Raw genomic sequence first — 6,671 nt, forward strand, 5'->3', positions numbered from 1 at the left:
CATTGGCCGCGCACCGCGCCTTGCCCTGGCACTTCCGGGGGGCGCTGATGGCCGATTTGTGGGTAAGAGGCAGTCCTAGGGCGCCGTTACCGTGCCCGCATTGAGGGTAACCGCCGTCTGCGCCAGTGCCCGACCGTTCAAGATCGCGCCGGTATTCAGCGAAATCAGTGTCTGACACAGGATGACCCCGCTGAAGTTGGATGTGGTACCCAGGGCGGTTTCGCCGGCAACCTGCCAGAAGATGTTCTCGCTCCGCGCCCCACCGCTCAGGGTCACCACGGCCCCGTTCTCCACGATGAGATCCCGGGCGATCTGGAAAATCCACACATCGTTCGGCCCACCCGAGAGGGTGAGCTCGGAGGGGATCAGAAGGGCGGTCCCCCACTTGTAGACGGCGGGCGTCAGCGTCATCCCGCCGATGTTGCCCGTGCCGAGTTCGGTGACATCGGCGGCGCGGCCCGCGGCATCGGTGTAGGCGCTTTCCATGTCGCTGACCGCGGTGGTCAACCGGGTGGGCGTGGGCGGCGTGTAGTCGGCGGCGTAGACCTCTCCGAAAACCTGCGGCGAGGTCGAATATCGGGTGGTCGCATCCAGGATCAGCGAGAATCCGGTCACGGCCGTCGAGTCGATGGGGCTCACGCCGATATTGCCGGTTACCGCGGAGGTCGGAACGGTGCTGATGCCGGCCTTTGCCAGAATGGCATAGCCACCCGCGGTCCCGAGGATGACCGGCGCCGGACCCGCAGCCGGTGCGGCGCTGGTGGTAAAGCTCCAGACCAGCGAATTGACCAAGGCGTTGCCGGCCAGATCCAGGACGCCGCTGGTGATCGTCGCCGTGTATCGGCTACCGTAGGCCAGGTCGGCGGCGGGGGTGAAGACCGCGGTGGTACCGGAGGCCGCCAGCTCGACACTGCCGGAAACCGGGTCGCCGTTCCCATCGGCGAGGGAAAAGGCTGTCGGGTTGATCGTTGCCGCATCCATCGCCTCATCAAAGACCACGGTGACTTGCCCGTTGGGAGCGACATCGGTGGCGTTCGATTCCGGAATGGTCTCGCCGATGGTCGGCGGGCTCTCGTCCGGGGCTTCCCGGGTCGTCCAGCTCCAGACGTAGTCCGCGGCCAATGCGTTGCCCGAAAAGTTTCTGGCACCGGTGGTGAGGGTCGCCGTATAGCGGGTGGCGGGCGCGAAATTGCCGGTGGGGCGGAAGGTCGCGGTGGTGCCGGAATAGCTGACCGTGCCGGCAACGGGGGTGTTTCCCCGGGTTACGGTAAAGGTCGCCGCGCTGATCGTCGCCGGGTCCATCGGCTCGCTGAAAGCGGCCGTTCCGGCACTGTTGAGCGGTTGCCCGACCGCGCCGTCTTGCGGCCATGCGGCGGTCACCGTGGGTATGCTGCCTATCGCGACGGTCTCCACCACGCTGTATTTCCGTCCGGCGAGCATGTCCTGCTCATCCAGGCCATAACCGACATACACCTCGCTGCCGACATAGCCGGTCAGATCCAGCACCCCACCGAGGATATCCTCCACATCCTGTTCGACCAGCGTGCCGTCCCGGAAGGACGGACGGGAGCCGTTGACGTATCGCATCCACCCCGACTCGCTCCGGAAATACCAGCCGACGCCGGGGATGTCGGCGCCGATCCAGATCGTGCCCGGTTGGCCGAGATCCTCCGACGCGGGCTGGAGGTGGGCATCGATGATTCGCGCCGACAGCGGCGTACTGTTGCCGATGGCGGTAATCGAAAACGGCGCGGCTGACGCGACGGAGGCGATTCCGGCGTTCACCAGCGCCAACAGCAGAAGGGCGAGCCCGCTCATCAGGCGAGGCAAAGGGTTGCAAGCGAAGGTCATCTCGATCTCCCTGGTCACTTCCCGCCGGTCGCGTCGGGTGGTGGCCGGTGTGGTGCGGAGGCGATTGAGGGGAGTTCCCATGCCCGTACAGGTCTTCCCCTCGATCGTCTACGGTGGGCAAAAATGCCGTCGCGCGATACTTCCGCGCTCATTTCACCCGCATGGCATTCTTGACCGAGACCACGCCGTGGATCCCGCGCGCCACCGCCATCGCCCTGCGGATATCCGCCGCGGAGTTGACGAAGCCGCTCAACTGCACCACGCCCTTGAAGGTCTCGACGTTGATCTCGGCGGACTTCAGCGTCGCGTCCCGGAAGATCGCGGTCTTCACCTTGCCGGTGATGACGCTGTCATCGAGATACTCGCCGCTCCCTTCCTGGGTCGATGTGGAGGCACAGCCGGCGCCGGCGACCAGGGCAACGGCAACGAACGCCGCGAGCAGCGACCTGCCGAGCCTATTCATGATGTAACTCCTCCTCGAAACGCTTGATCTGCGCCTCCGCCTCATCCTTCGAGACGCCATAGGTTTCCTGGATCTTGCCGGAGAGCTCATCCCGCTTGCCGGCAATCGTTTCGAGATGGTCGCCGGTGAGCTCGCCCCACTGCGCCTGGACCTTGCCCTTGAACTGCTTCCAGTTGCCTTCGATGGTGTTCCAGTTCATGTCATGCTCCTTACGTCGGTTGTTGCCGGATGGCGGATCGTTCGGTGGATCTCTACGCTATACCGACTCCCGTTCACCCTCTGTCTGCTGGCGCACATTGCGAGCCGTTTCGCGATACCGCTTGCCCCTCCGTGCCGCGCAAGGGCGTTGGATCGCCTTACTGAACCGCTCCCGGCCTCTCCAGGACCACCCGATACGCCTCCATGTCACGTTGAAAAAAGGCGTAGGCCGATCCCCAGAGATAGAGGCGGAAGCGCCGGTATAGCGACTCGCCCCAGCGCCGGATGATCTCCTCCCGCGCGGCCTCCAGGCTCTCGGCCCAGGCCTTGCAGGTGAGGAAGTAGCTGTGGCGATCGTTGTGGACCGCCTGCACCTCCAGCGGCGTCCCGGCCACCGCGGCGAGGAAATCGTGCAGGCAGAAGTAGGAGTGGTCGCCCGGGAAGACGTAGCGCGAGACGAAGGTGGGCTTGGCGTACTTCTCGCGGAAGGCGCTGGCGTCGAGATAGACCCGTCCACCCGGCTTCAGCAACTGCCGGAACTGGCGCAGCACGGCGGGGTAGTCGGGCAGATGCTCCATCACCCCGAGGATGACGATCGCGTCATAGGGCTCGCGTGATCGATGCATCAGGAAATCCTGGTTGAGCACCCGGGCGGGGAGTTGGAGCCGCTCGATCAACGCCTTCACGAACCGCTCCGACTGCTCGGCGAGGGTCAGGGCGGTCACCTGGATGCCGCGCCGGCCGGCATGCTCGGTGAAACTGCCCCAGCCGCAGCCGACGTCGAGCACGCGATCCCCCGCCTTCAGGCCGCACGCCTCGATGGCGAAATCCAGCTTGCGGCGCTGCGCGTGCTCCAGCGGTTCGTCGTCGCGCTCGAACACCGCCTGCGAATAGCAGCGGGTCGGATCGAGAAAGGTGAGGTAGAACTCGTTGGCGAATTCGTAGTGGGCGGCGATCGCCTGGCGGTTGGCGGTGAACCGCCCGATGATCCGTGGCGCAAGGCGGCGCCAGAGCGCATCCAACGGGTGGCGATCGCTCAATGCGCCGCGCAGGCTGACGAAGCGCAGCATGTCGCCCACCACGTCCAGGCTGCCGGACATGTAGGCCTCGCAGATGCCCAGCTCGTCCAGCCGGCCGAGGGCGGAGAGCCCCCGGCGATCCTGGACCACGATCTCGACCGCCGGCTCCCCTTCCCCGAAGCGATAGACGCGATTGCTCCACAAGCGGATCTCAAACGGCGTCTTGACCCGGTCGGTCAAGTGCCTCCGAATCCGTCCCAGTGTCCGGTCATAGACCGTTGTCGATGCCGTTGCGCGGTCGGGAACCATTGTTTGTGCCTCCTCTTCGAACGGCGAAGTCGGGTTCGCAGGGACCTGCGCCCGGACACCCGTGAATGTGTGGCTCCGCACGGACTTGCGCGTTCGGTCCGGGTATCGTTGCCCCGTGAAAGATGGCGAAAGCCGTCGAAACCCCGCGGCGCCGGCCCGACGGCCGGTGCACTCAAGCGATCGAAACAGGGAGCGAGCCATCATGTCCATGACACCCCTTCTTCCGTTCACTCAGCCGGACCCTTCCGGTGCCGACGAATCTCCCCGCGACACCGCCACCGCGTCCGCGCCCCCCTGGCAGGAGGGCGCGGTGTTCCGCGATCGGCTGAACCGCAGCCTGACGGTGATCACCGCCACCCGGGAACGCGCCCTGGTGGAGTACGCCGACGGACGGGTGGTAGCCCTCGACGTACCGAACTGGCAGGCATTGCAGCCGCGGCCGGCCCGTTTCTGAAAGGGCGTCCCGTAGTGCTTCGCGAGCCCTACAGGCTCATCGAGCCATTGCCTTGACACCGGATATCTCGATTTCCACCCGGCGATTGGGCTGGAGGCATTCGATCAGCCGGCGGCCACGTTTGCCGGGGCAGGTCGCGACCGGTTGGTACTCTCCCACGCCTTGGGCGGTGATCCGGTTGGCATCGATACCCTGCTCCACCAGATAATCCCTGACACTCGCGGCGCGACGCTGCGACAGCGCCTGGTTGTATGCGTCGCTGCCGATGGGGTCGGTGTGACCGGTGATCGTGATGTGCTCCACCCGCTGGAAACCCCGGATGCGACGTATCCCATCCCGCAGCATCTCTCGCCCTTCCGGGCGTAGGGTCTCCCCGTTGAAGTCGAAGTAGGTGTCGGCATCCAGGGCAAAGCGCTCGACCACCGGTACCGGTACCGCTACCGGCTCGGGCTCGGGCTCGGCCTTGACGAAGTACTCCGGATCGCACTTCTCGATGGCGTACTTCGGCTCCCACCAGCGGGTCCTCCAGCACTCGCCATAGTCGTTCACTACCACGTCGCCCCAACGGTCGAACAGGTAGCCGGGGTTGTCCGTGGTGTCGGCCGCGGCGGCCGCGCCGCCGAATCCCGCCATCACCACCGAAATCGCGACGAGTCGTTGTCTGTATCTTGAATTCATGATGTGTTCTCCTCATCGGGTCTCCTGGATGCGGATATCGCTCCAGTCCAAGCGCGCGCGATGCATGCATCGGGCACCCGAATGGCCTCGACGGCGGCGGCGATATACGAACGCGCCGCCTCGGCCCGTCAGTCCACCGCGACCTCGATCCTGCGGGGCTGCAGCTCGGCCCGTTTGGGTATCCGAAGGGTCAGGACACCGTCCTTCATGGCGGCGCTGATCTTGTCCGCCTCCAACTCCCGGCTCAGGGTGAAGCCGCGACGGTAACGGGTCGCCCGCACCTCCGCATAGCGCATCTCCATCCCTTCGGGCGCCTCGATGGACACTTCACCTTCGATGGCCAGGGTGTCTTTATCCACCTGGATGGTGAGACGCTCACGCGTGACCCCCGGCAGGTCCGCCGTCAGGGTGATGCCCTGCTCGTCCTCATAGATGTCCACCGGCGGGCTCAGCACCACCTCGGGCTGATCCCGCGGCTCCATCTCGCGCGCCTCCGGGGCCTTCATTTCCGTGTTCTCGTTCATGGTCGATCTCCTGAAGATTACTTGTCGGTCGCCTGCCCGATTTCGATCCGGCGCGGCTTCACCTGATCGCGCCGCTGCACGGTGATGTGCAGCACCCCATCGCGGTAGACGGCGCCCACCTGTTCCGGGTCCACGTCCTCCGGTAGGTTGACGACCCGCCGGAACGCCCCGCCGAAGCGGTCGCGGCGATAGACATGGCCCTCTTCGGGGTATGCGACGAGTCGCTCTCCGACCACGCTCAACAGATTCTGTTGCAGCGAGATGTCGAGGTGCTCGGGGTCTACCCCGGTCACGAACAGATAGACGTCGATCTGCTCCGGCGAGACACCGACGTTGAGCGCGGGGAAGGTGTCGGCGGCCACCGAGCGGATGCCCGAGATCGTCGGCCAACCGCCGAACAACCGATCCACCTCGTCCACCTCGCGGCGCACGCGCTCGAACCGATCGAAAAAGTCGCCTTCGCGGCCGGTCATATAGCCAAACATGGGATATCTCCTCGCTGAAGTTGACGAATGGCGAACACAGCCGGGTCGGCCACACTCACCGCGGGATCGGGCCGGTGGACGAAGACGGCGCCCGCTGTCGCGGGAGCGCGCTCCTCTCTCAGCCGTCGCCTGCTCGATGCAGGCGCGGGGCCCCTGAATCTCTTCATGAATGTGAGGATATGCGGGAGCGCCTTCGGCGTCCGTCTGCTAGCGCACATTGCCCCGCGAGAACGTCTCCCCGCGCCACGCCCTGGAGGCGGGCGCATCGGCGGGAGGGCGCCGGATCGGCCGGATGGTGAAGCGCGCGGGGAGGTCGATCCGGGCAGTGGAGGAGCCATTGACCTCGCAGCGTACGTTTCCGCACAGACCGCGCATGGACATCCGGCTAATTTTTCACCGGTATTCGGCGTTCCGGCTCTTCGCTGAAAGAGGATGCCGGCGCTATCCACCCAATGATCGACTGGAGAACCCCCATGCCCCTGATCAACCTGATCATCGTCCTGATCGTCGTCGGCGTACTGCTTTGGCTCATCAACACCTACATTCCCATGGATCGAAAGATCAAGAACATCCTGAACATCGTCGTCGTCATCGTCGTCGCGCTGTGGCTGCTACAGGTGTTCGGCATATTGGGGGCGCTGGGCAGCGTCCGCATCGGTCGCTGAGGCGACGCGCTCCCCCGGCTTTGCC

At 65.3% G+C, this 6,671-nt stretch carries 9 protein-coding genes; 2 read left to right on the plus strand and 7 right to left on the minus strand.

What is annotated here, in order from left to right; translation table 11 throughout:
• Window positions 1-75: 75 nt before the first annotated feature.
• From ACYQ2W_RS24770 to ACYQ2W_RS24785, 4 genes are all read right to left on the minus strand, one after another.
• Window positions 76-1,869: an ice-binding family protein gene (locus ACYQ2W_RS24770; RefSeq protein WP_459873444.1), complete on the minus strand. Its 1,794-nt coding sequence runs from the start codon at window positions 1,867-1,869 to the stop codon at window positions 76-78.
• Window positions 1,870-1,999: 130 nt separating this feature from the next.
• Entirely contained in the window at window positions 2,000-2,314 is a 315-nt protein-coding gene (locus ACYQ2W_RS24775) for a BON domain-containing protein (protein ID WP_459873446.1), read from the minus strand.
• Window positions 2,307-2,513, minus strand: a complete 207-nt coding sequence (locus tag ACYQ2W_RS24780; protein WP_459873448.1) for a CsbD family protein — start codon at window positions 2,511-2,513, stop codon at window positions 2,307-2,309. Before ACYQ2W_RS24780 ends, ACYQ2W_RS24775 begins: the two co-directional genes overlap by 8 nt.
• 157 nt (window positions 2,514-2,670) lie before the next feature.
• Window positions 2,671-3,771: a class I SAM-dependent methyltransferase gene (locus tag ACYQ2W_RS24785; protein WP_459873450.1), complete on the minus strand. Its 1,101-nt coding sequence runs from the start codon at window positions 3,769-3,771 to the stop codon at window positions 2,671-2,673.
• Window positions 3,772-4,042: 271 nt separating this feature from the next.
• On the opposite strand from ACYQ2W_RS24785, the gene ACYQ2W_RS24790 reads away from it, so the two are divergent.
• Window positions 4,043-4,294 (plus strand): hypothetical protein, encoded by a 252-nt coding sequence (locus ACYQ2W_RS24790; protein WP_459873452.1) that lies wholly within the window; start codon window positions 4,043-4,045, stop codon window positions 4,292-4,294.
• 36 nt (window positions 4,295-4,330) lie between these two features.
• Here ACYQ2W_RS24790 and ACYQ2W_RS24795 read toward each other — a convergent pair whose 3' ends face one another.
• The 3 genes from ACYQ2W_RS24795 to ACYQ2W_RS24805 all read right to left on the minus strand — a co-directional run bounded on the left by ACYQ2W_RS24795 (window position 4,331) and on the right by ACYQ2W_RS24805 (window position 5,981).
• Window positions 4,331-4,972, minus strand: coding sequence for an OmpA family protein (locus tag ACYQ2W_RS24795; RefSeq protein WP_459873454.1), 642 nt, complete (start codon window positions 4,970-4,972; stop codon window positions 4,331-4,333).
• A 128-nt stretch (window positions 4,973-5,100) separates the two neighbouring features.
• Window positions 5,101-5,496: an Hsp20/alpha crystallin family protein gene (locus ACYQ2W_RS24800; protein WP_459873457.1), complete on the minus strand. Its 396-nt coding sequence runs from the start codon at window positions 5,494-5,496 to the stop codon at window positions 5,101-5,103.
• Window positions 5,497-5,513: 17 nt separating this feature from the next.
• Entirely contained in the window at window positions 5,514-5,981 is a 468-nt protein-coding gene (locus ACYQ2W_RS24805) for an Hsp20/alpha crystallin family protein (RefSeq protein ID WP_459873459.1), read from the minus strand.
• A gap of 473 nt (window positions 5,982-6,454) precedes the next feature.
• On the opposite strand from ACYQ2W_RS24805, the gene ACYQ2W_RS24810 reads away from it, so the two are divergent.
• Complete coding sequence (locus ACYQ2W_RS24810; RefSeq protein WP_459873461.1) at window positions 6,455-6,646, plus strand: Thivi_2564 family membrane protein; 192 nt, start codon at window positions 6,455-6,457, stop codon at window positions 6,644-6,646.
• The last annotated feature ends 25 nt before the right edge of the window (window positions 6,647-6,671 follow it).

The organism is Endothiovibrio diazotrophicus (genome assembly GCF_054657215.1).